The 22,078-nt window shown below is 71.3% G+C and carries 22 protein-coding genes; 12 read left to right on the top strand and 10 right to left on the bottom strand.

The genetic code is table 11. The features are described from left to right. Positions 1–397 precede the first annotated feature (397 nt). Entirely contained in the window at positions 398–1,618 is a 1,221-nt protein-coding gene (locus AC3YNX_RS06665) for an acyl-CoA dehydrogenase family protein (RefSeq protein ID WP_127781898.1), read from the bottom strand. Positions 1,619–1,711: 93 nt separating this feature from the next. Between AC3YNX_RS06665 and AC3YNX_RS06660 the strand changes: the two genes are divergently transcribed. The 6 genes from AC3YNX_RS06660 (at position 1,712) to AC3YNX_RS06635 (ending at position 8,559) form a co-directional block, all read left to right on the top strand. After that, a complete protein-coding gene (locus AC3YNX_RS06660) occupies positions 1,712–3,298 on the top strand; it encodes a FadD3 family acyl-CoA ligase (protein WP_489994951.1) in 1,587 nt (528 codons plus the stop codon). Positions 3,299–3,385: 87 nt separating this feature from the next. Beyond that, complete coding sequence (locus AC3YNX_RS06655; protein ID WP_127781896.1) at positions 3,386–4,282, top strand: enoyl-CoA hydratase; 897 nt, start codon at positions 3,386–3,388, stop codon at positions 4,280–4,282. Between the two features lie 2 nt (positions 4,283–4,284). Beyond that, positions 4,285–5,445 (top strand): acyl-CoA dehydrogenase family protein, encoded by a 1,161-nt coding sequence (locus tag AC3YNX_RS06650; protein ID WP_489994950.1) that lies wholly within the window; start codon positions 4,285–4,287, stop codon positions 5,443–5,445. Continuing rightward, positions 5,442–6,440, top strand: coding sequence for an acyl-CoA dehydrogenase family protein (locus AC3YNX_RS06645; protein ID WP_127781894.1), 999 nt, complete (start codon positions 5,442–5,444; stop codon positions 6,438–6,440). Before AC3YNX_RS06650 ends, AC3YNX_RS06645 begins: the two co-directional genes overlap by 4 nt. Then, positions 6,437–7,543 carry an acyl-CoA dehydrogenase family protein gene (locus AC3YNX_RS06640; RefSeq protein ID WP_489994949.1) on the top strand — a complete coding sequence of 369 codons (1,107 nt, stop codon included), beginning with the start codon at positions 6,437–6,439 and terminating at the stop codon, positions 7,541–7,543. Before AC3YNX_RS06645 ends, AC3YNX_RS06640 begins: the two co-directional genes overlap by 4 nt. 152 nt (positions 7,544–7,695) lie before the next feature. After that, positions 7,696–8,559 carry an LLM class F420-dependent oxidoreductase gene (locus AC3YNX_RS06635; RefSeq protein ID WP_489994948.1) on the top strand — a complete coding sequence of 288 codons (864 nt, stop codon included), beginning with the start codon at positions 7,696–7,698 and terminating at the stop codon, positions 8,557–8,559. A gap of 63 nt (positions 8,560–8,622) precedes the next feature. On the opposite strand, the gene AC3YNX_RS06630 is transcribed toward AC3YNX_RS06635, so the two are convergent. The 6 genes from AC3YNX_RS06630 to AC3YNX_RS06605 form a co-directional block, all read right to left on the bottom strand. Then, the gene (locus AC3YNX_RS06630) at positions 8,623–9,891 is read right to left on the bottom strand and encodes a hypothetical protein (RefSeq protein ID WP_489994947.1); all 1,269 of its coding nucleotides are present in this window, start codon (positions 9,889–9,891) and stop codon (positions 8,623–8,625) included. Then, on the bottom strand, positions 9,885–10,433 hold the full coding sequence (locus AC3YNX_RS06625; RefSeq protein WP_489994946.1) for a nuclear transport factor 2 family protein: 549 nt from the start codon (positions 10,431–10,433) through the stop codon (positions 9,885–9,887). The genes AC3YNX_RS06630 and AC3YNX_RS06625 overlap by 7 nt, the downstream gene beginning before the upstream one ends. Beyond that, positions 10,420–10,653 (bottom strand): ferredoxin, encoded by a 234-nt coding sequence (locus tag AC3YNX_RS06620; RefSeq protein WP_489994945.1) that lies wholly within the window; start codon positions 10,651–10,653, stop codon positions 10,420–10,422. Before AC3YNX_RS06620 ends, AC3YNX_RS06625 begins: the two co-directional genes overlap by 14 nt. Beyond that, positions 10,653–12,005 carry a cytochrome P450 gene (locus AC3YNX_RS06615; RefSeq protein ID WP_127781889.1) on the bottom strand — a complete coding sequence of 451 codons (1,353 nt, stop codon included), beginning with the start codon at positions 12,003–12,005 and terminating at the stop codon, positions 10,653–10,655. Before AC3YNX_RS06615 ends, AC3YNX_RS06620 begins: the two co-directional genes overlap by 1 nt. After that, a complete protein-coding gene (locus AC3YNX_RS06610) occupies positions 12,002–12,802 on the bottom strand; it encodes an SDR family oxidoreductase (protein WP_127781888.1) in 801 nt (266 codons plus the stop codon). The genes AC3YNX_RS06615 and AC3YNX_RS06610 overlap by 4 nt, the downstream gene beginning before the upstream one ends. 81 nt (positions 12,803–12,883) lie before the next feature. After that, positions 12,884–14,110, bottom strand: coding sequence for a cytochrome P450 (locus tag AC3YNX_RS06605; RefSeq protein WP_489994944.1), 1,227 nt, complete (start codon positions 14,108–14,110; stop codon positions 12,884–12,886). A gap of 106 nt (positions 14,111–14,216) precedes the next feature. Here AC3YNX_RS06605 and AC3YNX_RS06600 point away from each other — a divergent pair, with 106 nt between their 5' ends. Next, positions 14,217–14,825, top strand: a complete 609-nt coding sequence (locus tag AC3YNX_RS06600; RefSeq protein WP_489994943.1) for a TetR/AcrR family transcriptional regulator — start codon at positions 14,217–14,219, stop codon at positions 14,823–14,825. Here AC3YNX_RS06600 and AC3YNX_RS06595 read toward each other — a convergent pair. Then, positions 14,822–16,045 carry a cytochrome P450 gene (locus AC3YNX_RS06595; protein WP_127781885.1) on the bottom strand — a complete coding sequence of 408 codons (1,224 nt, stop codon included), beginning with the start codon at positions 16,043–16,045 and terminating at the stop codon, positions 14,822–14,824. The genes AC3YNX_RS06600 and AC3YNX_RS06595 overlap by 4 nt on opposite strands. Before the next feature lie 2 nt (positions 16,046–16,047). Next, positions 16,048–16,650: a TetR/AcrR family transcriptional regulator gene (locus AC3YNX_RS06590; RefSeq protein ID WP_489994993.1), complete on the bottom strand. Its 603-nt coding sequence runs from the start codon at positions 16,648–16,650 to the stop codon at positions 16,048–16,050. A 114-nt stretch (positions 16,651–16,764) separates the two neighbouring features. Between AC3YNX_RS06590 and AC3YNX_RS06585 the strand changes: the two genes are divergently transcribed. The 5 genes from AC3YNX_RS06585 (at position 16,765) to AC3YNX_RS06565 (ending at position 21,031) form a co-directional block, all read left to right on the top strand. Next, complete coding sequence (locus AC3YNX_RS06585) at positions 16,765–18,255, top strand: aldehyde dehydrogenase (protein WP_489994942.1); 1,491 nt, start codon at positions 16,765–16,767, stop codon at positions 18,253–18,255. A 67-nt stretch (positions 18,256–18,322) separates the two neighbouring features. Then, on the top strand, positions 18,323–19,075 hold the full coding sequence (locus tag AC3YNX_RS06580) for an SDR family oxidoreductase (protein WP_127781883.1): 753 nt from the start codon (positions 18,323–18,325) through the stop codon (positions 19,073–19,075). Beyond that, the gene (locus AC3YNX_RS06575) at positions 19,072–19,971 is read left to right on the top strand and encodes an NAD(P)-dependent oxidoreductase (RefSeq protein ID WP_489994941.1); all 900 of its coding nucleotides are present in this window, start codon (positions 19,072–19,074) and stop codon (positions 19,969–19,971) included. The genes AC3YNX_RS06580 and AC3YNX_RS06575 overlap by 4 nt, the downstream gene beginning before the upstream one ends. 68 nt (positions 19,972–20,039) lie before the next feature. After that, positions 20,040–20,360 carry a carboxymuconolactone decarboxylase family protein gene (locus AC3YNX_RS06570; protein WP_127784588.1) on the top strand — a complete coding sequence of 107 codons (321 nt, stop codon included), beginning with the start codon at positions 20,040–20,042 and terminating at the stop codon, positions 20,358–20,360. 11 nt (positions 20,361–20,371) lie between these two features. Continuing rightward, complete coding sequence (locus AC3YNX_RS06565; protein WP_489982527.1) at positions 20,372–21,031, top strand: class I SAM-dependent methyltransferase; 660 nt, start codon at positions 20,372–20,374, stop codon at positions 21,029–21,031. Here AC3YNX_RS06565 and AC3YNX_RS06560 read toward each other — a convergent pair. Beyond that, on the bottom strand, positions 21,007–22,065 hold the full coding sequence (locus AC3YNX_RS06560; RefSeq protein ID WP_489994940.1) for a prenyltransferase/squalene oxidase repeat-containing protein: 1,059 nt from the start codon (positions 22,063–22,065) through the stop codon (positions 21,007–21,009). The genes AC3YNX_RS06565 and AC3YNX_RS06560 overlap by 25 nt on opposite strands. Positions 22,066–22,078: the final 13 nt, after the last annotated feature.

Raw genomic sequence — 22,078 nt, 5'->3', positions numbered from 1 at the left:
CGAATGAAGGAGCCAAAACAAAATAAATTGGCACTGACATTCATCGGCACACTGTTGAGTTCTCAAAGAACACACGCACACCCAAAAACCTCGGCCTATTCAGCCGGTGCATCCGGGGGCTTGTTCGTACTTGTCCTACTGTACACGCACCCGAAGGTGCTCAGTACCGCAGGTGGTCCGCTACCGGCGTCCAACCTCGTGACCGTCGTGGTGACCGGTTCGGCGTCCGCCTCGCTGACAAGGAGAAATTTACGCACTCCGCGGGGCCACGTCAAATCGCCTGGACAGCACCCCGCGGGCGGGGCGAACCTGCTGGTCAGAGCCCGGCAGCGCCGCTCCCGCTGGTCTCATGCTGGCACGGACCGCCCCTCCGGGCGATATGGCCTGCGTCACCGGCCTACGGACGCGCCTCGCGCGGCAGGCCCAGCACCCGCTCGGAGATGATGTTGCGCTGCACCTCGTTGGACCCGCCGTAGATGGTGTCGGCCCGGGTGAACAGGAAGAGTCGCTGCAGCTCGTCGAGCTCCAGGTGCTCCGGGTCGTGCAGGTTGTTGGGCACGCCCTCGCTCGTGGCGTCCGGGCCGACCAGCGACGCCGCTCCCTGCACCTGCATGGCCAGCTCGCCGAGGTTGCGGTGCCAGTTCGCCCAGAGCAGCTTGGCGGCCGAGGCCTCCCCGCCACTGCCCCCGGTGTCCACCGTCGCGAGGGTGCGGACGGCGTGGGCCCGGATGACGTGCAGCTCCAGCCAGGCACGGGCGATGCGCTCGCGCACCACCGGGTTGGTGTCCGCCCCGTTGGCCCGGGCGAGTGCCACGACCGCCTCGAGCTCCCGGCGAAAGCCGATCTGCTGGCCGAGCGTGGAGACCCCGCGCTCGAACTGCAGCAGGCCCATGGCGACCTTCCAGCCCTCGCCGGGCTCGCCGACCACCAGCTCGGCCTCGGTCTCGGCGTCGTCGAAGAAGACCTCGTTGAACTCCGAGGTCCCGGTGAGCTGCTGGATGGGGCGGATGGTGACGCCAGGCTGGTCCAGCGGGACGAGCAGGAAGCTCAGCCCCTTGTGCCGCTGCGAGCCGGGCTCGGTGCGGCAGATGACGAACGCCCACTGCGCCACGTGGGCCAGCGACGTCCAGACCTTCTGCCCGTTGATCACCCACTTGCCCCCCTCCAGGCGGGCGGTGGTGGAGACGTTGGCGAGGTCGGAACCGGCGCCGGGCTCGGAGTACCCCTGCGCCCAGAGCTCGGTGACGTTCTTGATGCCGGGCAGGAAGCGCTTCTTCTGCTCCTCCGTGCCGAAGGCGATGAGCGTGGGCCCAAGCAGCTCCTCGCCCACGTGGCTCACCCGTGCCGGCGCGTTGGCCCGGGCGTACTCCTGGTGGAACAGCACCTGCTGCTCCAGCGTCGCGGCCCGCCCACCGTGCTCGGTGGGCCAGCCCAGGCACGTCCAGCCGGCCGCGGCCAGGTGGCGGTCCCAGGCCAGCCGGTCCTCGAAGAACTCGTGCTCGCTGCCGGGCCCGCCCTTGCCACGCAGGTCCGCAAACCTGCCGGTCAGGTTCTCCTCGAGCCACTGCCCGACCTCGTGGGCGAGGACCTCGTCCTCCGCACGCTCCTGGGTCGTCACCGTCTGATCCTTCCGCCTGAACCGCTCGCCAGTCACCCCGGCAATGCCCTGCTACGGTAACCTACCAAGCACTTGCTAGGTATCGGAGGAACGGTGGCTACGGACACAGGGGACGGCGCTGTCCCGACCACGCCGCACGCGCTGCGGCGCGCCGCAGCACGGTGGGGCGGGCGCACGGCGGTCGCGGACGTCCAGCCCGGACAGGACGTGCGGCTGACCTGGTCGGAGCTGCTCGAGGAGGTTCGCTCCTTCGCCGGCGCGCTGGTCGGCAGCGGCGTGCAGGCCGGGGACCGGGTGGCGGTCTGGGCGCCCAACACCCACCACTGGATCATCGCGGCGCTGGGCGTGCACTACGCCGGCGCGACGCTCATCCCGGTGAACACCCGCTACACCGGCGCCGAGACGCTCGACCTGGTCCAGCGGTCGCACTCCGTGGCGCTCGTCGTGGCCGGGACGTTCCTCAAGTCCGACCGGCTGGCCGAGCTGCGCGCCGCCGCGGACGGTGACCTCGCCGCCGCCACCGAGCTGCACACCATCGTGCGCGTCCCGCTGGGCGCTGCCGACGCCCCGGTGGAGGGCGTGCTGGAGTGGGACGACTTCCTGGCCACCGGCACCGACGAGCTGCGCACGCAGGCCGACGGCCGCGCCGACGCTCTCACCGGTGACGACATCGCCGACATCCTGTTCACCTCCGGCACCACCGGGCGCAGCAAGGGCGTGCTGGCCACCCACCAGCAGGGCGTCACCGTCGGCCGGCTCTGGGGCGCCATCGGCGACATGACCGAGGACGACCGCTACCTCATCGCCAGCCCGTTCTTCCACTCCTACGGCTACAAGGCCGGGATCCTGGTCTGCCTCTACTACGGCGCCACCATGATTCCGCTGTCGGTGTACTCCCCCACCGCCGCCATGGCACTGATCCAGGACGAGCGCGCCACCGTCTTCCCCGGCGCCCCGACCATCTTCCAGACGATCCTGGACGCCCCCGAGCGGGCCGACCACGACCTCAGCTCGCTGCGCTTCGCCACCACCGGCGCGGCCATCGTCCCGGTGGTGCTCATGGAGCGCATGCAGGCCGAGCTGGGCTTCGAGGTGGTCGTCACCGCCTACGGGCTGACCGAGACCAGCGGGTTCGTCAGCACCTGCCTGCCCGGCGACGACGACGTCACCGTGGCCACCACGTGCGGCCGAGCCATCGAGGGCATGGAGATGCGGCTGTCCGAGCAGGGGGAGCTGCTGGTGCGCGGACCGCTGGTGATGAAGGGCTACCTGGACGACCCCGAGGCGACGGCGCAGACCATCGACCCGGACGGCTGGCTGCACACCGGCGACGTCGGCACCATCGACGAGCAGGGTTACCTGCGCATCACCGACCGGCTCAAGGACATGTACATCTCCGGCGGGTTCAACGTCTACCCCGCCGAGGTCGAGCAGGCGCTCGCCCGGCTGGACGGCGTGGTGGAGTCCGCGGTCATCGGCGTGCCCGACCACCGCCTGGGCGAGGTGGGGCGCGCGTTCGTGCGGGTCCGGCCCGGCTCCGCGCTCACCGCGGACGACGTCATCGCCTACAGCAAGGAGAAGCTCGCCGGCTTCAAGGTGCCCCGCTCGGTGGTGCTCGTGGACGAGTTCCCCCGCAACGCCGGCGGCAAGATCCTCAAGCGCGAGCTGCGCCGGGACTGACCATGGTGGTGCCGGCGGAACCGCCGTAGCATCCCAACCAAGCACTTGCTAGGTAGTAGTTGTGCACGGCACACGGAACGGACGGACATGACCCACGCTTCCATCCCCGCCCCACTGAGCCAGGACGAGCTCGGGCCCGACACCCAGCCCGTCGCCTACGAGGTGGCCGACGGGGTTGCCTACGTCAGCCTGAACCGTCCCGAGTTCCGCAACGCCCAGAACTCGGTGATGACCTACTCGCTGGACAACGCCTTCATCAAGGCCGTCGAGGACGCCTCGGTCAAGGTGATCGTGCTGCGCGCCAAGGGCAAGCACTTCTCCGCCGGCCACGACATCGGCACGCCCGAGCGCGACTTCCACGTGCAGTACGAGAACAAGGCTGCGCTGCACTGGGACCACACCGACCGCAGCGGCGGCGACCAGCGCCTGGCCCGCGAGCTCGAGGTCTACCTGGGCATGTGCCGCCGCTGGCGGGAGATCCCCAAGCCGGTGATCGCCCAGGTGCACGGCGCCTGCATCGCCGGCGGGCTGATGCTCGCGTGGATCTGCGACTTCATCGTGGCCTCCGACGACGCCTTCTTCTCCGACCCCGTGGTGCGGATGGGCATCCCCGGCGTGGAGTACTTCGCCCACGCCTTCGTGCTCGGCCCGCGCCGGGCCAAGGAGATCCTCTACACCGGCGAGCGCTTCAGCGCCGCCAAGGCCGAGCAGTGGGGCATGGTCAACCACGTCGTGCCGCGCGAGGAGCTCGAGGCCAAGGTCGCCTCCATCGCCGCGAACATCGCCGAGATGCCGCAGCTGGGCCTGTCGCTGACCAAGAAGGCCGTGAACATCTGCGAGGACCAGATGGGCCTGCGCAACGCGATGGACTCGGTGTTCGGGTGGCACCACTTCGCTCACTCCGCCAACGCCGAGGCCGACGGCGACTCCCTGGGCGGGATGGACGCCCGCTCCATGCGCGACTCCGCGAAGAAGGGGCAGTAACCGTGGACCTGCAGTTCGACGACGCCACCACGGCGTTTCGTCACGAGGTGCGCAGCTGGCTGCAGGCGAACGTGCCTGCCGAGCCGCTGTCGTCGATGGACACCGCCGAGGGCTTCGAGGCCCACCGGCAGTGGGAGCGCCGGCTCGCCGACGCCGGCCTGGCCGTCGTCTCCTGGCCCAAGGCCTACGGCGGCCGCGACGCGTCGCTGCTGGAGTGGGTGATCTTCGAGGAGGAGTACTACCGCTCCGGTGCCCCCGCACGGGTGAGCCAGAACGGCATCTTCCTGCTGGCCCCCACCCTGTTCGAGCACGCCAAGCCCGAGCAGCTCGACCGGATCATGCCCCGCATGGCCCGCTCGGAGGACATCTGGGCGCAGGCGTGGTCGGAGCCGGAGTCCGGCAGCGACCTGGCCAGCCTGCGCTCCACCGCCAAGCGGGTGGACGGCGGCTGGGTGCTCAACGGACAGAAGACCTGGAGCTCGCGCGCCAGCTTCGCCGACTGGGGGTTCGGGCTGTTCCGCAGCGACCCCGAGGCCGGCAAGCACAAGGGCATCACCTACTTCATGTTCGACCTGCGCGCGCCGGGCGTCACCGTTCGCCCGATCGCCCAGCTCGACGGTGAGCCCGGTTTCGCCGAGCTGTTCCTGGAGGACGTGTTCGTCCCCGACTCCCCCGAGGACCCCGCGTCCTCCGGCGTGATCGGCGAGGTGAACAACGGCTGGAAGGTGGCCATGAGCACCGCGGCCAACGAGCGTGGCCTCTCGCTGCGCTCGCCCGGCCGCTTCCTCGCCACCGTCGACCGGCTGCTCGCGCTGCGGGCCCGCCAGGCCGACACCGTGAGCACCGCCGTGGACGAGCAGATCGTGGACGCCTGGATCGGCGCGCGCGCCTACCAGCTGTCCACCTTCGGCACCGTGACCCGCCTGGCCGACGGCGGCCAGCTGGGCCTGGAGTCCTCCATCAACAAGGTGTTCTGGTCGGAGTGGGACATCGCGACCCACGAGACCGCCCTGGAGCTGCAGGCCGCCGACGCCGAGCTGGCCGACGGCTGGACCGACGGCTACCTCTTCTCCCTGTCCGGCCCGATCTACGCCGGCACCAACGAGATCCAGAAGAACGTCATCGCCGAGCGGCTGCTCGGCCTACCGAGGGGCGACCGATGAGATTCGTCCTTGAGCCGGAGCACAAGGAGCTCGGTGCCAGCATCGACTCGATGCTGGCCAAGTCCGACCTGCCCGCCGTGGTCCGCGCCTGGGGCGCTGGCGACACCGAGCCCGGCCGCAAGGTCTGGGCACGGCTGGCCGAGACCGGCGTCAACGGCCTGGTCATCGACGAGGACCACGGTGGCTTCGGCGCCGGGGCCGTGGAGATGATCGTGGCGGTGGAGCAGCTGGGCCGCCACTGCGTGCCTGGACCGGTCGCCGAGACCGTCGCGGCCGCGCCGGCACTGCTGGCCGCCGCGGGACTGACCGACCGCCTGGAGAGCCTGGCCGAGGGCCAGCTGGCCACCCTGGCGTGGGCGCCGCACGTGCCCTTCGCGGTGGACGCCGGCGTCGCCGACCTGACCCTGCTGGTGGACGCCGACGGCGCGCTGGCCGTGGGTGAGCCCGGTGCCGCGAAGCAGTCGGTGGACCCGGCGCGCAGCCTGTTCCCGCTGACCGCGGGCGCGAGCCTGGCCACCGGTGTGGACACCACCCGGGCGTTCGACCTGGCCGCGCTGGCCACCGCCGCCCAGCTGCAGGGCCTGGGCCAGACCATGCTGTCGATCAGCACGGAGTACGCCAAGGCGCGCAAGCAGTTCGGCCGCGAGATCGGCAGCTTCCAGGCCATCAAGCACCACCTGGCCGAGGTCGCGATCGCCCTGGAGATGGCCCGCCCGCTGCTGCTCGGCGCGGCACTGGCCGTGGACGGCGTCAGCGACGTGGAGCGCGCTGCGGACGTCTCGCGGGACGTCTCCGCCGCCAAGATCGCCTGCGGCGCTGCGGCCAACCGCGCGGCCCGCACGGCGCTGCAGGTGATGGGTGCCATCGGTTACACCCAGGAGCACGACCTGTCGCTGTACCTGACCCGCACGCGCGCGCTGCTCACCTCGTGGGGCACCCCCGCGGTGCACCGGGCCCGCGTGCTGGCGGCGGTGTCCGCGGCGGAGCCGGCATGAGCTCACCGGTGACCGACTCCCCGGGCATCGACACCGAGGAGCAGGCCGGCCTGCGGGCGTCCGTGCGCGACCTGCTGAGCAAGCACTCCGACTCCGCCGCGGTGCGCAAGGCCATCCAGGCCGAGCAGCGCCACGACACTGCGCTGTGGGAGCGGCTGTGCCAGCAGGTGGGGGTGGCTGCGCTGGCCGTCCCCGAGGCCTACGACGGCGTGGGCGCCACGTTCATGGAGTGCCACGTGGTGCAGGAGGAGCTGGGCCGCCGGCTCGCTCCCACCCCGATGCTGGGCTCGGCGGTGCTGGCCGTGCAGGCCCTGCTGCTCTCCGGCGACGACGCAGCCTGCGCCCGCCTGCTGCCCGGCATCGCCTCCGGTGAGTCCACCGTGGCGGTGTGCTGGGCCAGCGCGGCCGGCTGGGACACCCCTGGGGTGGCGGTGCGAGACGGCGTGCTGCACGGCAGCGCCCACTACGTGCTCGACGGCGAGCACGCCGACGTGCTGCTGGTGCTCGCCACCGACGGCGCGGCGGTCTCGCTGCACGAGGTGGCGGCGGACGCCGACGGCGTGCGCCGGACGGCACGACCCAGCATGGACCCCACCCGCGGGCTGTCCACGGTGGACTTCGACGGCGTGGCCGCCACCCGGCTGTCCGCACCGGAGGACCTGGCCGAGAAGCTGCGCACCGTCGCGGTGGTGGCGGTGTCGGCCGAGCAGGTCGGCGGCGCGCAGGCCGTGCTGGACCTGACGGTGGCCTACACCAAGGACCGCAGGCAGTTCGGCCGGCAGATCGGCTCCTTCCAGGCGCTGAAGCACCGGATGGCGGACATGTACGTGCTGGTGGAGAGCGCGCGATCGATCTCCTACGCCGCTGCCGACGCCGTCTCCCGGGGCACCGCCGACGCTGCCGAGCTGGCGGCGACGGCCAAGGTGTACTGCTCCGAGGCGTTCAGCACGGTGGCGGGCGAGGCGATCCAGCTGCACGGCGGCATCGGCATCACCTGGGAGCACGACGCGCAGCTGTACTTCAAGCGCGCGCACGGCACCGCCCAGCTGTTCGGCCAGCCGTCCGAGCACCTGCTGCGGCTGGAGTCGATGGCCGGGCTGTAGGTGGTGTGCACGTCCCCTGGGGCGGCGTCTGGGCAGCGGTTGCTGCTGCCTGGCGCCGCCCTTGGTGCGTCTGCAAGTACGCCCAACCCCTGTTGCTGGACAGGTGTCCGGACTAGGGTCTGGAAAAGCCCCTGAGCACCCGAGGAGAGCACGTGAAGCACGGCATCACCCTGTTCACCAGCGACCGGGGCATCACCCCGGCTGCTGCGGCACGCGCCGCCGAGGAGCACGGGTTCGACTCGTTCTACGTCCCCGAGCACACCCACATCCCGGTCAAGCGGGAGGCGGCGCACCCACGCACCGGTGACTCCTCGCTGCCCGACGACCGCTACATGCGCACCCTGGACCCCTGGGTCGCGCTGGCCACCGCGGCGTCGGTCACCGAGCGCATCCGCCTGGGCACGGGGGTGGCGCTGCCGGTGGAGAGCGATGCCATCACCCTGGCCAAGACGATCGCCTCGCTGGACCACCTCTCCGGCGGCCGGGTGACCCTGGGCGTCGGCTACGGGTGGAACCTCGACGAGCTCACCGACCACGGGGTCCCGCTGGCCAAGAAGCGGACCATGCTCCGGGAGTACCTGGAGGGGATGCAGGCGCTGTGGTCGCAGGAGCAGGCCTCCTACGACGGGGAGTTCCTCAGCTTCGGACCGTCCTGGGCGTGGCCCAAGCCGGTGCAGCAGCCGCGCGTGCCGGTGCTCGTGGGTGCGGCGGGCACGGACAAGAACTTCGCGTGGATCGTGCGCTCGGCCGACGGCTGGCTCACCACGCCGGCCCAGGAGGGCGTGGAGGAGCGGGTGCCGGTGCTGCAGCAGATGTGGCGCGACGCCGGGCGGGAGGGCACCCCACAGGTGGCGGTGCTCGACGGCAAGCCCGACCCGGAGAAGCTGGCGCGCTGGGCCGAGCTGGGCGTCACCGAGACCATCTACGGCCTGCCGGACAAGCCGGAGGCCGACGTGGTGGCCTACCTCGGCCGGCTGGCCGGCAAGCTGGGCCGGACCCCGGTGGCCAGCGCCTGACCCTCCGCTTGGTGGTACTTGCAGACGTACCGTGCCGCAGGTTGGTACGTCTGCAAGTACCCCCTAGAGCACGGTGAGCGGCAGCGGGATCCCGCGATCGGCGAACGCGAAGTCGGCGCCGGTGCTGAAGCGGGTGATCCGCACCTCCGACGCCTCCTTGGCCGCCTCCTCCGCCACCCGCACGCCGACGGTCAGCGCCTGCTCGTCCTCCGCCAGCACCTCCACGGCGAAGTGCGGGTTGACCCCGCGCACCAGCGCGTGCAGCGCCTCGAGGTGCTCGCCGTCCACCAGCGTGGGCCAGGCACCGTCGGCGTCCGCGGCGGCCTGACGGCCCAGCCGGAGCTCGAGGCGGGCGCCGTGCACCACCTCGGCGTCCACGTACTGGTGCGGGTTGACCAGCGGGTGCACCGTCAGCACGGTGGCCAGCGCGGCGAGGTCGTCGCCCAGCTCCAGCGCGTCGCGCAGCCGCTCGGCGGTGAGCCCGGCGATGCCGGTGAGCTGCTTGCGGGCGATCTCCCGCACGCTGGCCTCATCGGTACGAGCCCGCAGCGAGCGCAGGAAGCCCAGCGTGAGCAGCTGCTGCTGCAGGCACACCTCCTCGGCCATCCGCACCAGCGCCGAGTGGGAGAAGTCGCCGAAGCGCAGGTCGCTGAGCAGCGGCCCGGCGTAGTCGTGGTGGCCCTCCCCCGCGGAGCTGATCGGAGTGAGCTCCAGCCCCGCGGCCGCGGACTTCTCGATGGCGCGCAGCCCGTCGGGCACGGCTGGCGGCGTGTGCGACTCGTCGATGACCACCGTCCACGCGCAGTGCGGGTGCCGGCCCGCCGGGTCGCGCGGCGGTCGGTGGATCGGCCGCACCTGGGCGCGGTCGTTGGTGGCCAGCGCGGTGGCGTCGAAGGTGGGGTCCTCGATGTCGTGGCACATGCCACGGACGTACTCCTCGCCCATCGGCTCCACGTCCATCAGGGCACCGCAGTGGTCCAGCCAGAACTCGCCGTGGTCGTGGTCGTCCACCCGGAAGCGGAAGTCCATGAACTGCGGTGGCGCCCCGATGTCCAGCTGCAGGCCCTTGAAGATGGTCTCCACGCTGTCGCCGGTGAAGCCCAGCGCCTGCTGCATGCGCCGGGTGTAGATGGGGCTGGAGCTCTGCCACTCCTCGATGGCCACCTCGACCATGCCCTCCCGGCCGAACGCGCCGATGACGTGCGCCATGCCGGAGCGGTCGATGAGCTGCCCGGTGAGCAGCAGCTCGGGCAGCAGCACCGCCAGCTGCTCGCGGCTGAGCGCGGCGAACGGCGACGTCGCGGCGGGAGCCGCGCGCAGCGGGCTCACCACAGCGGGACCGGAGCCTGCCCCACCCGGTACCAGCCGGGCAGCCGGCCCTTGCCGGAGCGCGCGATCCGCTCGTTCATCCCGTCCGAGAGCGCGTTGGCGGTGATCATCTCCAGGAATAGGTGGGAGACGTTGCCGAAGTCGAAGAAGTCCCGCTGCCAGGACCACTGGAAGTTGCCGCCGTAGCGGAACCAGCTGCCGCCGATGCCGTGCACCTCGTAGGGCGTCCCGTCCGGGCGCGTCCGGTCTGCGGTCTGCTTCCACAGCCCGATCACGTTGCCGGTGCGGTCGTCCACCACCACCTCCTGGTACGGGTACTCCCAGCCCTCCAGGCCGAACATCTCCTGGCCCAGGGCGATCTCCCGGATCTCGTCCCGGCCGACCGCCATGAAGTCGTCCTTGGGGCCGTAGTTCCAGCCGTAGGTGGCGTCCTCGGTGTACATCTCGGCCAGCGGCTTCCAGTCCCGCTTCTCCTCGCAGCGCTTGTTCTCGTCGATCCAGCGCTGCACCATCTCGTCGAGCTCGGCGCGGTCAAACGGGGCCATCGGGGGTCTCCTTCAGGTTGGCGTCGCCGGACTCCTCCAGGCGCAGCGCACGGGTGGGGCAGTAGCGGACGGCCTGCTCGACGTCCTCGCGCAGGCTCTCGGCCGGTTCCGGCTCGAGGATGTGGACCTTGTCGTTCTTGGGCACGGTGAACACGTCGGGCGCCTCGAGCGCGCACATGGCGTGGCCCTGGCAGAGATCGAGGTCGACGGTCACCTTCATCAGCTCACCCGCCTCCGGTACCGCACCCGGCAGGGCTGCTCCAGCTGGACGACCATCTTGGAGTGGTCGTTGCGGTAGGACTCCGCGGGCTGGGCCATCTCGAACTCGTAGTCGCGCAGCAGCCCGGAGAAGATCGCCTTGAGCTGCATCATCGCGAACGCCGCCCCCACGCAGCGGTGCCGTCCGGCCCCGAACGGGATCCAGGTCCACCGGTTGACGATGTCCTCCTGGTTGGGGTCGATGTAGCGCTCCGGGTTGAACAGGTCGGGCTCGGGGAAGTCCTCGGCGATCCGGTTGGAGATGGCCGGGGTGGCCGCGACCAGGTCGTTCTCCGCGATCCGGTAGCCACCGACCTCGAAGTCACCCCGCGCCAGGCGCAGCAGGATGATCAGCGGCGGGTGCAGCCGCAGGGTCTCCTTGAGCACCGACTCCAGCACCGGGATCTGCCGCAGCGCGCGGAAGCTGATGTCGGAGCCGTCGGAGTAGAGCTCGTCCAGCTCGGAGACGACCTTCTTCATCTGGTCGGGGTGGCGCAGCAGCTCGATCAGCGTCCAGGCGGCGGTGCCGGAGGTGGTGTGGTGCCCGGCGAACATCATCGAGATGAAGATGCCGGTGATCTCGTCGGCGGTGAAGCGCTCCGTGCCGTCCTCGTCCTTGATGGACACCAGGACGTCGAGCATGTCCCGGTCCTCCTTGCCGGCGGGCGGGTTGGCGATGCGGCCGACCATGATCTCCTGCACCAGCGCGACCAGCGCCACCCGCGCCTGGTCCCGGCGGCGGAAGCTCTCGATGTCGGCGTAGGGATCGACGAAGGCCAGCGCGTCGGTTCCCTGCTCCAGCTCGTGGTACAGGTGGGCGAAGCGGTCGTCGAGCTGCTCCCGGAACTTCTGCCCGATGAGGCAGGCAGAGGAGGTGTAGATGGTCAGCTCGGCGAAGAAGTCGAGCAGGTCGATCTCCCCGGACTCCCCCCACTGCGCGACCATGCGGTCGACCTCAGCGGCGATGGTGGCGGCGTGGCCGCGCATCTGCTCGCCGCGCAGGGCCTGGTTGTGCAGCATCTCCTTGCGCCGCTCCGGGCTGGCGTCGAACACCACGCCCTCGCCGAAGATCGGCTTCATGAACGGGTAGGCCGCCTGCTGGTCGAGGTCCTCGTCGGAGGAGCGGAAGAAGAACTCGTTGGCCTCGGCGCCGGAGAGCAGCACCACGTTGCGCTCGGCCAGCTGGAAGGTGCCGACGTCGCCGCACTCCTCGCGCACCCGCCGCATCAGGGCGATCGGGTCGGTGCGGAGCTCGTCGAGGTGGCCGTGCTCGGTCTGTCCGCCGGAGACGCGCTGGGGAACGGAGGTGGTCATCGGTTGTCCTTTGCTGGGTCGTCCTGGCGCAGGGGCGCCTCGGGCTGGACCTCGACGAGGACCAGGTGTGCCCCGCGCGGGGTGGAGACCACGGTGGCCACGGCCGCCGCGATGTCGCTGGCGCGCAGGAAGTACGGGTGGCGGGCGAAGCCCCACTTCTCCCAGTCCGCGATCAGCGGGTCGATCACCTCCGACGGTGCGTTCATGCCCATGGCGGTCTGGGTGGGCCCCGGCCGGACGACGGAGGCTCGGACGCCGGTGCCCTCCAGCTCCATCCGCATCTGGTGGGCGAGCGCCTCGACACCGGTCTTGGCCCCGTTGTAGGCCCCCATCCGGGGGCGGGGCTGGTCGGCGCAGTCCGACCCGATCACCACGAAGTCGCCCCGGCGACGCTCGATCATCCCCGGCAGCAGCCGGTGCGCCAGCCGCTGCGTGCCCACCAGGTGCACGTTCACCTGGAGCTCGAAGCGCTCGGGGTCCATCTCGTGCACCAGCGCGAAGTCCTGGTCGCCGGCCCCGGAGAGCACGATCTCGGCCGGGCCGATCGCGGCCTCCGCCGCGGTGGCGAACTCCTGCACCGACTCCGTGGAGGAGACGTCGAGGTAGTGCGCGAAGGCCTCTCCGCCGTCGGCCCGGATCTTCTCCGCGAGCACCTGGCACTCGGCCACCCGGCGAGCCCCCAGGGCGACGGGATGGCCCAGCTCGGCCAGCGCGTGCGCCGTGGCCGCGCCGATCCCCGACGACGCACCGGTGATGTAGGCCGGGCGCCTGGGTGGGTTGGGCTGGAACCTAGGCATCAGTCACCTGCTGTTCTGGACACATGTCTGGACAGTAACCCAGTTACTCGGGCCGGGCAACGGTTTCCGCAGCGCCGAACCTCAACGCGCGTGGATGCGCACCGGCATCTCCTTGATGCCGTTGATGAAGTTGGACCGGAGGCGGCGCACGTGGCCGGTGGGCTCCACCCGGTCGATGCGCTCAGCCATCACCTCGAAGAGCACCTTCAGCTCCAGCCGAGCCAGGTGGGTGCCCAGGCAGTAGTGCGCTCCACCGCCGCCGAAGGCGAGGTGCAGGTTGGCGTCGCGGCTGATGTCGAAGCGGAAGGGGTCGGGGAAGACCGACTCGTCCCGGTTGGCGCTGGGGTAGAAGATGACCACCTTGTCGCCGGCTGCCACCGGCTGCTCGCCGATCAGGCAGTCCCGGGTGGCGGTGCGCCGGAAGTCCATCACCGGGCTCACCCAGCGCAGCACCTCCTCCACCGCCGAGCCGACCAGCTCCGGGCGCTCCTGCAGCAGGCGCCACTGCTCGGGGTGGTCGATGAAGGCCTGCATGCCGCCGGCCGTGGCGTTGCGAGTGGTCTCGTTGCCGGCGATCACCAGCAGGACGAAGAACATGTTGAACTCCATCTCGCTGATCACGTCGCCGTGCTCGTCCGGCTGGACCAGCTTGGTGACGATGTCCTCGCGAGGCTCCAGCCGGCGCTGGGCGGCCAGCTCGTTGGCGTAGAGGAAGATCTCCATCGCCGCCATCTCGCCGTCGGCCTCGGTGGTGCCGAACTCCGGGTCGTCGAAGCCGATCATCCGGTTGGACCAGTCGTAGAGCTTGTCCACGTCCTCGGCGGGTGCGCCGAGGAGGGCGGCGATGACCTCCAGCGGCAGCGGCGAGGCAGCACCCCGCACGAAGTCCACGTCACCCTGCTCCAACAGCCGGTCCACGATGCGCGTGCAGATCTCCCGGATGTGCTCCTCCAGCGTGGCGATCACCCGCGGGGTGAAGCCGCGGGAGACCAGCAACCTCAGGCGGGTGTGGTCCGGCGGGTCGAGGTTGATCAGCATGGCGGCCTGCTTGGCGCGGGCCTCCTCGTCGAAGTCGTCGATCTGGGTGGTGCCCGCGGCGCAGGAGAACGTGGCGATGTCGCGGGAGACGGCCACCACGTCGGCGTGACGGGTGACGGCCCAGAAGCCGCTGCCGCCCTCCTCCGGCTGCCAGTACACCGGGCAGCTGGTGCGCAGCTCGGTGAAGAAGTCGTGCGGCACCGCCTCGGCGTAGACGCCAGCGTCCTTCAGGTCCGGCACGGGGGTTCGGTCAGAGACGGAAGCAGTCATGGTCAACCTCGGCAGCGTGGGGTGTGATCTAGCCAACACCGTTAAACTACACAGATTAGTTTAGAAGGGAAGGCATGCTGACCCTGGACGAGCCGGGAGGCCACCGATGAGCGCACCGCGTGCGCCGCGACGCCGAACCCTGAACCGCGACAAGGTGATCGGTGCCGCGGTCGAGGTGATTGACGAGCTGGGCTGGGACCAGCTGTCGATGACCAGCCTCTCCGCCCGCGTCGGCGTGGTGGTCCCGTCGCTGTACAACCACGTGCGCAGCCTGGACGACGTGCGCGGCGCCGTGCAGGTGCGCACCATGGCCGAGCTGGGCGAGCAGCTGCGCGCGGCCGCGCTCGGTCGCACCGGAACCGCGGGCATCACGGCCCTGGCCGACACCCTGCGCACGTTCGCCACCACCCACCCGCAGCGCTACCAGGCGCTGACTGCCGCCCCGGTGGAACGCACCGAGCTGGTGGTGGCGGCGCTGGACGTGAACACGGTGCTCAGCGAGATGCTCCTGTCCTGCGGTGTGCCGCCGGAGGAGTCGCTGCAGGCCGCGGTGTCGCTCTTCGCCGCGCTGCACGGCTTCGCCACGCTGGTCAACAGCGGCTTCCTGGGTGACGAGCTGGACCTGGAGCTGATCTACGACACGGTGCTGCGCGCCGCGCTGAGCGGCATCGCACCCGCGCGCGCCACCGACCGGCGACCCCCACCGGTCGGCTAGGCGCGCACCGTCACCCGCACCGGCAGGGTGGCGAAGCCGCGCACGTTGGAGGAGTGCACCCGGCGAGCGCTGGCCTCGTCCACCTCGAAGCTCTCCACCCGGCGCACCAGCTCGGTGAGCGCGATGTTGGCCTCCAGCCGCGCCATGTGCGCACCCAGGCAGAAGTGGGTGCCGCCGCCGAAGCTGACCAGGTTGTTGTCGTGGTCGCGGCCGATGCGGAAGGTGTCGGCGTCGGCGAAGACGGTGGAGTCCCGGTTGGCCGAGCCCACCAGCAGCAGCACCTGGGCTCCGGCGGGCACCGTCTGTCCGTAGTAGGTCAGGTCAACCTTGGCGGTGCGCGCCAACATCTGGCTGGAGGTGTCGTAGCGCAGCGTCTCCTCCGTCCACTCCGGAACCCGGGCGGGGTCGGCGAACGGCTTGGCCAGCTCGTCGGGGTTGCGGAAGCCCCAGCTGAGCGCGTTGCCCAACAGCTTGGTGGTGGTCTCGTTGCCGGCCACCACCATGAGGAACATGAAGCCGATGATCTCGTCGTCGGTGAGCCGGTCACCGTCCAGCTCGGCGTCCAGCAGGGCCGAGGTGAGGTCGTCGGTGCGCTTGGTGCGTCGCTCGGCCAGCATGTCCGCGTAGTAGCCGACCAGGTGCAGGGACGCCTCCATCGCCGGCACCGGGACGTCCTGCACGCCCTCCTCGCGATGCATCACCAGGTCGGCCAGGCGACGCAGCTCGGCCCGGTCAGCCTCGGGCACGCCCATCAGCTCGGAGATGACGTCCATCGGGAGCTTGCCGGCCACCTCCTCGATGAAGTCGAACTCCCCCTGGGCCAGCGCAGGCTCGAGGTGCTGGCGGGTGAGCTCGAGGATGCGCCCGGACAGCTCCTGCACCCGCCGCGGGGTGAAGCCCTTGGAGACCAGCCGACGCATCCGCTGGTGGCGGGGGTCGTCCAGGGCGAGGAAGGACATGGTCTTGTGCGCGTGCGGGCCGTAGGCGGCCGGGTCGAGCGAGACACCGTTGGCGCTGGAGAGCCGCTCGGCGTCGCGGAAGCCCGCCATCACGTCGACGTGGCGCGACAGCGCCCAGAAGTCGAGGTCGGGGTTGTAGTACAGCGGCGCCTCGTCGCGCAGCCGCTCGTAGGTGGGGTAGGGGTCCTCGTGGATCGCGTAGTCGTACGGGCTGAAGGCCAGCGGCGGTCTGGTGGTCGTGGTGCTCGCGGTCTCGGTCATCGTCACTCCCCTGTCGGGCCGGCCCGGGTGCCGGCGCCTGCGGTGTTGGGCACGACCAGGGCGGCCGCAGCCTCGAGCCGGTCGGCCACGGTGGTGTAGGACCCGTAGCCCATCCCCGCGCGCACCAGGGCGCCGGAGTAGAGCATCTCCAGCGTCTCCAGCTCGGCCGGCGTGTGGTCGGGTCCGAGCGCGTCGGCCAGCTGGCGGCGGATGGTCAGGCCAATGCGGGCACGCAGGTGCTCCACGTCCGGGTCACCACCCAGCAGCGCCGCCGTCACCGCCCCGGCCAGCTCGGGCTCGTCGGCCACCAGCAGCGCGATCTTGCGCAGCACCGCCGCCACCCGGCCGGTGCGGTCGTCGGTGGCGGGCTCCGGGTCCGGCGCGGCCGCCAGGGTGCGCCAGAACATCTCCGCCACCAGGTGCTCCTTGGAGGAGAAGTACGTGTAGGCCGTGGCCGGGGCCACCCCGGCGCGGGAGGCGACCAGGCGCACGGTGAGCCCGCTGAAGCCGACCTCGCGCAGCACGTCGAGGGCGGCCTTGGTGAGCCGGTCGACGGTGTCGGCCTGCTTCTCGGTGAGGCGCCTGCGGGTCGACTCGTTGTTCATACTACTAGACACGTGTCCAGACACTACTACAGCGCATGCGCCTGCGCACCATTGCGCGGCCCTCACCCGTGGACTACGGTCCAGACACATGTCCAGAAACCACGGCGGTGCGCGATGACCACGACCACGACCCCGCTCCGGCCGGGCCCCACGGAGAGCTCCTCCCTCCTCGTCGACGGCAAGCTCGTGCCCGGCGCGGGCGGGGTGTTCGACATCCTCAACCCAGCCACCGAGGAGGTCATCGGCCAGGCCGCCGACGCCACCGCCCAAGACATGGACGCCGCGATCGCCGCCGCCCGCCGCGCCTTCGACGAGACCGACTGGTCCCGGGACGTGCAGCTGCGGGTGCGCTGCCTGCGCCAGCTGCAGCAGGCGCTGCTGAACCACCTGGAGGAGCTGCGGGAGATCACCATCGCCGAGGTGGGCGCACCCCGCTTCCTCACCTCCGGCCCCCAGCTGGAGCTGCCCATCCAGTACCTCGGCTACTACGCCGACCTGGCGGAGTCCTACGCCTGGCGGCAGGAGCTCGGGGTGGCTGAGCCGATGGGGGTGCGCACCAACCGCTACGTGCTCAAGGAGCCGGTGGGCGTGGTCGGGGCCATCACCCCGTGGAACTTCCCGCACCAGATCAACTTCGCCAAGCTGGCCCCCGCGCTGGCCGCGGGAAACACGGTGGTCCTCAAGCCCGCCCCGGACACCCCGTGGTGCGCCGCCCTGGTCGGCCGCATCATCGCCGAGGAGACCGACATCCCCGCCGGGGTGGTCAACGTGATCACCTCCACCGACCACTCCGTGGGTGCGCAGCTGGCCACCGACCCGCGGGTGGACCTGGTGTCGTTCACCGGTTCCACCGCCACCGGCACCGCGGTGATGACCGCGGCGGCCCAGACGCTGAAGAAGGTCTTCCTGGAGCTGGGCGGCAAGTCCGCGTTCATCGTGCTCGACGACGCCGACGTGGCGGGCGCCTGCACCATGGCGGCGTTCACCGTGTGCACCCACGCGGGCCAGGGCTGCGCCCTCACCACCCGCCTGCTGGTCCCCCGGGAGCGGTACGAGGAGGCGGTCAAGGCCACCGCCGACACCATGGCGGGACTGCGTGCCGGCGACCCGGACAGCAGCCGCACCATCTGTGGTCCGCTGATCTCCGCCCGTCAGCGCGACCGCGTGGAGGGCTACCTGCGCCTGGCCACCGAGGAGGGCGGCACCATCGCCGCCGGCGGCGGCCGGCCGGCCGACAAGGAGCACGGCTTCTTCATCGAGCCCACCCTCGTCGCCGGGCTGGACAACACCGCCCGCACCGCCCGCGAGGAGATCTTCGGCCCGGTGCTGGTGATCCTGCCGCACGACGGCGACGAGGACGCCGTGCGCATCGCCAACGACTCCCCCTACGGCCTCTCCGGCGAGGTCTACGGCACCGACCCCGACCGGCTCGCCGCGGTCGTCGCCGGTGTGCGCACCGGAACCCTGGGGGTCAACGGCGGGGTCTGGTACGGCATCGACGCGCCCTTCGGCGGCTACAAGGCCTCCGGCATCGGCCGCGAGATGGGCGTGGCGGGCTTCGAGGAGTACCTGGAGACCAAGCTCGTCGCCGAGCCGGCCTCCTGATGCGCCCGCGCGCGGCCACGCACACCCCCGACCACCGCCCCACCCAGTGCACCAAGGAGATCCACGGATGAACCGCTTCGAGGGAAAGACCGCCATCGTGACCGGCGCCGCGCAGGGCATCGGGGAGGCCTACGCCCGCGCGCTCGCCGCCGAGGGCGCCTCCGTGGTGGTGGCCGACCTCAACCGCGAGCTGGGCGAGGCGGTGGCCAAGCAGATCACCAGCGACGGTGGCACGGCGGTGTTCCAGGAGGTCGACGTGGCCGACGAGGCCTCCGCGAAGGCGCTGGCCGAGGCGGCGGTGCAGGCCTACGGCGGCATCGACTACCTGGTGAACAACGCCGCCATCTACGGCGGCATGCAGCTGGACTTCCTGATCACCGTGCCGTGGGACTACTACAAGAAGTTCATGAGCGTGAACTTCGACGGTGCGCTGAACGTGACCCGGGCGGTGTACCCGCACATGGCCGAGCGCGGGGGTGGCGCCATCGTCAACCAGTCCTCCACCGCGGCGTGGTTGTACTCCGGCTTCTACGGCCTGGCCAAGGTGGGCGTGAACGGGATGACCCAGCAGCTGGCCACCGAGATCGGTCCGGCCAACGTGCGCATCAACGCCATCGCCCCGGGTCCCATCGACACCGAGGCCACCCGCACCGTCACCCCGGGCACCATCGTCAAGGACATGGTGAAGGCGCTGCCGCTCAAGCGCATCGGCACCCCGCAGGACCTGGTGGGCATGTGCCTGTTCCTGCTCTCCGACGAGGCCGGCTGGGTCACCGGGCAGATCTTCAACGTCGACGGTGGCCAGGTCATCCGGTCATGACTGCGGCACAGCGCCCGGTGGGCTACATCGGCCTGGGCAACATCGGTGCGCCGATGGCCAAGCGCCTGCTGGCGTGGCCCGGCGGGCTGGTCGTCTTCGACACCCGCACCGAGGCGGTCGAGCCGTTCGTGCAGGCCGGCGCCACCGCCGCCGCCAGCCCCCGTGAGGTGGCCCAGGCCGCCGACCTGGTCTGCGTCACGGTGGTCAACGACGAGCAGGTGCGCCAGGTGCTCACCGGCCCGGACGGGATCCTGGCCGGCGCAGCCCCGGGCACGGTGGTGGCGGTGCACTCCACCATCAGCGACGCCACCGCGGTCGAGCTGGCCGCGGTGTGCGCCGAGGCCGGGGTGGACCTGGTGGACGCCCCGGTCAGCGGCGGCGCGGCCGGCGCGGCCACCGGCGCCCTCGCGGTGATGGTGGGCGGCAGCGAGCGGGCCTTCGCGGCCGTGCGCGAGCCCTTCGGCCTGATCGGTGAGCTGGTGCTGCACGCCGGGGAGGTGGGCGCAGGAACCCGGATGAAGCTGGCGCGCAACCTGTTGCACTTCGTGGCCTTCACCGCCGTCACCGAGGCCGCCCAGCTGGCGGAGGCGGCGGGGCTCAACCTCGTCGACCTCGGCAAGGTGGTGCGCCACTCCGACGCCCTCACCGGCGGCGCCGGGGCGATCATGCACCGCGACACCGCGGCACCGGTGGCCGACAGCGACGGCTGGCACGCCATCCTCAGCCACGTGCGCAACCTGGGCGAGAAGGACCTGTCCCTCGCGCTGGACCTGGGCGAGCGCACCAAGGTGGACCTGCCCCTGGCCCGGCTGGCGCTGGCCCGGCTCGGCCCCGGACTCGGGGTAGGCCAGGGCAGCACCGCCCGAGAAGCAGCAGCAGACAAGGAGCAGCAGTGAGCGGAGAAGCAGCAGTGGACGCACCAGGCACAGAGACCAGCGCCGAGCGGCGGGCCCGCGGGCTCGAGATGATGGAGCAGGTCTACGGCTTCACCATGCAGGACGGCCCCGGCGCGCACTTCGCCGCCACCGCCGACCACCTATTCGCCGACATCTGGTCGCGGCCGGGGCTGAGCATCCGGGACCGCCGCCTGCTGCTGCTCGGAGCACTGACCGCACAGGGCCAGATCGACGTCGCGGAGATCCAGGTGGGTGCGGCACTGCACAATGAGGAGCTAGACGAGACGCAGCTCCGCGAGATCGCGCTCTTCCTGTGCCACTACGTCGGTTGGGCGCAGGGCACCAAGCTGGACGCGATGGTGGGGCGCGTGGCCGCCAACCGAAAGTAGGACCGCTGACCGTGAGCACCCAGACCCTGCCCATCGAGCTGGTGGACCTGGCCGAGCAGACCCCGGGCTTCATGCCGATCGACGAGGGCACCGCCCTGCACGAGGCGGCCCTGGCCTACCTGGGCGACGGGGTGGGGGTGGAGATCGGCACCTACTGCGGCCGTTCCACCGTCTACCTCGGCGCCGCGGCCAAGGCGGTGGGCGCCACCGTGGTGACGGTGGACCACCACCGTGGCTCGGAGGAGCACCAGCCTGGCTGGGAGTACCACGACCCGACGTTCATCGACGCCCACACCGGCCGGTTCGACACCTCCACGCGGCTGCGCCACACCCTGGCCGACGCCGGGCTGGAGGAGCACGTGGTCACGGTGGTGGCCGCGTCCACCCAGGTGTCGGCGTTCTGGCGCACCCCGCTGTCGCTGCTGTTCATCGACGGCGGGCACAGCAGCGAGGCAGCGCAGGCCGACTTCTCCGGCTGGGCGCCGTGGGTGGCGGTGGGTGGCGCGCTGGTGATCCACGACGTCTTCCCCGACCCCGCCGACGGCGGCCGTCCCCCGTACGAGATCTACCAGCGCGCGCTGGCCACCGGTGACTTCAAGGAGGTCTCCGTGCAGGGCTCGCTGCGGGTGCTCGAGCGCACCAGCGGTCAGACCGGGGAGCCGCTGGCGTAGCAGTGGTCGCCGCAGCTGTCCGGCCCGAGCTCGGCGGCCGGCAGCGCGGCGTCGCGGAACAGCCCGGCCCCAGGAGTGGCGCCGGAGAGCGCGTCGGCGGCCAGGATGACCGCAGCGCTGGTCCAGGAGCTCTTCTCCTCGGGCCAGCGCTTGCCGTCGGCGTAGACCAGCCCGGTCCAGTAGGAGCCGTCCGGGTCGCGCAGGTGCTGCATGTTGGTGAACAGCTCCAGCGCCTGCCCCCGCCGGCCCATGGCGTCCAGCGCCAGCACCAGCTCGCAGGTCTCCGCGCCGGTCACCCACGGCTTGTGGTCCACGCAGCGGATGCCCAGGCCGGCCACCACGAAGTCGTCCCAGCGCTCGGCGATCAGCTCGGCGGCCTGCTCACCGCGCACCGCCCCGCCCAGCACCGGGTAGTACCAGTCCATGGAGAACTCGGGCTTGGGCGTGAACGCCTCCGGGTGGCGGCGCAGGGCGTGGCCCAGCTGGTACAGCGCCACCTCCCACTCCGGCTGCGGGTCGTCCAGCTCCTCGGCCAGCAGCACCGCGCAGCGCAGGCTCTGGTGGATGCTGGCGGAGCCGGTGAGCAGCGCCTCGGTGAGCACCCCGCCCGGGCCCCGGGCCCAGTAGATCTCCCCGCCCGGGGCCTGCAGCTGCAGCACCAGGTCGATCGCTGCCCGCACCGCCGGCCACAGCCGGGCCGTGCGAGCGGCGTCGCCGCGCACCAGGTGCTGGTGCCAGGCCGCCACCGCGAGGTAGGCGCAGAAGTTGCTGTCGGTGCCGGCGTTCTCCACCGTGGTGCCGCGCACCTGCATCGGCCAGGAGCCGTCGGCGCGCTGGGTGCGCAGCGACCACTCCAGGGCCGCGTCGGCCTCCTCGTCCAGGCCCAGCGTGGTCAGCGCCATGGCCGACTCCAGGTGGTCCCACGGATCGGTCTGCCCGCCAGGGAACCACGGGATGGCACCGGAGGGCTCCTGCATGGCCGCGATCGCCCGTCCGGTCTGCACCGCCTGCTCGGCGGTGAGCACTCCGGGCACCGCGGGCGCCGGG

It is taken from the genome of Rhodococcus sp. Z13_19A, assembly GCF_058133575.1.
This window is presented reverse-complemented; position numbering and strand designations above follow the sequence as displayed.